This window comes from Streptomyces sp. NPDC059900, assembly GCF_050270335.1.
GTDB lineage: Bacteria > Actinomycetota > Actinomycetes > Streptomycetales > Streptomycetaceae > Streptomyces.
Genome location: NZ_JBNNJZ010001134.1, coordinates 1 through 1184, shown reverse-complemented (window position 1 = coordinate 1184; position 1184 = coordinate 1). Strand labels below are relative to the sequence as shown.

Below are 1184 nucleotides of genomic sequence, written 5' to 3'. Positions count from 1 at the left end.
GTGCCTCCTCGGCCTCATCGATGCGGTCCGCATCCTTGCGCAGAGCCGGATGCGTGGCCAGGACGGCGAAGCGGGTGGCCTGGACGGCCGCGCCGAGCGGCCCGAAGATCCGCTCAGTGACCAGCAGAGTGTCCAGGTCCGCCTGGCGCAGGCAGCCCTCGGGCAGGCTCTTGAGGCGTGCGGTGACGACGTCGGAGAGCAGGCCCATCCGGCTGCCCTCGGTGCGCATCCGCGCCACGGCTCTCCGCTGCCGCCGCAATTCCGCCTCCTGCTCGGCGAGGCTTTCCTCCAACCGCTCCAGGACACCCGCGAAACCGTCTCCGCCATCCGTGCCGGCGGACACCGCGCCGGCGGCAAAGGCGTCACGGATGTCGTCCAGGGCGATCCCGGCGTCGGCCATCTTGCGGATCCACAACAGTCGGATCATGTCCTCGTAGCCGTAGCGGCGGCGGTCATCGCCGCCCCGCTCCGGCTCGGGGAGCAGCCCGATCTCGTGGTAGTGGCGAATCGCCCGTGGCGTGCTGCCGGCGAAGGCCGCCGCGTCACCGATCTTGACCCGGCGGGGCGGCACGAAAGACGAAGGCATGAGCAGGGACCTTTCCTCAAAGCACGGGCGCGTTGAGTCCACCGGACCACATGCCGCTACGGAAGGTGCAACCATCCACCCCGCTGCGCCCGGTGCCGGCAGCCGATCGTGCCGCCGACCGCGCACGGTCCCTGCAGTCCTCGCGCTCGAAGAAGGGCGCACGGCCACCGCCGTGTCTGCGGCGCCTGCGGACCTGACGGACCTGACGGACCGGCCCGGGGGCCGGGTTGCTGGGTTCCGGCAACGCCGGCGCCGGGAGACTGCCGATGAGGCCGTCTGCTTGCCCGGGCATGCAAGTCGTAGGCTGGCGGGGGACATTCGGCATTCTGAGTGACTGCGGGGGCGGATGATGGCAACGATCCTGTTGGTGTTCGGCCTGTTGGGCGCGATCGCCCTGCTGTTGATCGTCACGCTGCTGCGCAGGAGTAATTCCCCCACGCAGCACGTGGAGGGGCTGCGTATCGAGCAGAGCCGCCGGGAACAGGCACGCAGCGACCGGGCTTCCTACAGTGCGCTCGCCGCCCGCAACGTGCCCTACACGCGGCGCTGACTCCCTGCCGTCGATCACCCTGCCGGCCGCCGGCCCCGCGCCTGCGCC

Annotated in this window: 2 protein-coding genes; one reads left to right on the top strand and one right to left on the bottom strand. The window is 70.9% G+C overall.

Features of this window, described 5'->3' with window-relative positions:
* Nucleotides 1-586 (bottom strand): MerR family transcriptional regulator (locus ACQKIP_RS47855; RefSeq protein WP_427745914.1); only part of this gene is annotated, 586 nt, incomplete at its 3' end.
* Between the two features lie 349 nt (nt 587-935).
* Here ACQKIP_RS47855 and ACQKIP_RS47850 point away from each other — a divergent pair.
* A complete protein-coding gene (locus ACQKIP_RS47850; protein ID WP_365863608.1) occupies nt 936-1136 on the top strand; it encodes a hypothetical protein in 201 nt (66 codons plus the stop codon).
* Nucleotides 1137-1184: the final 48 nt, after the last annotated feature.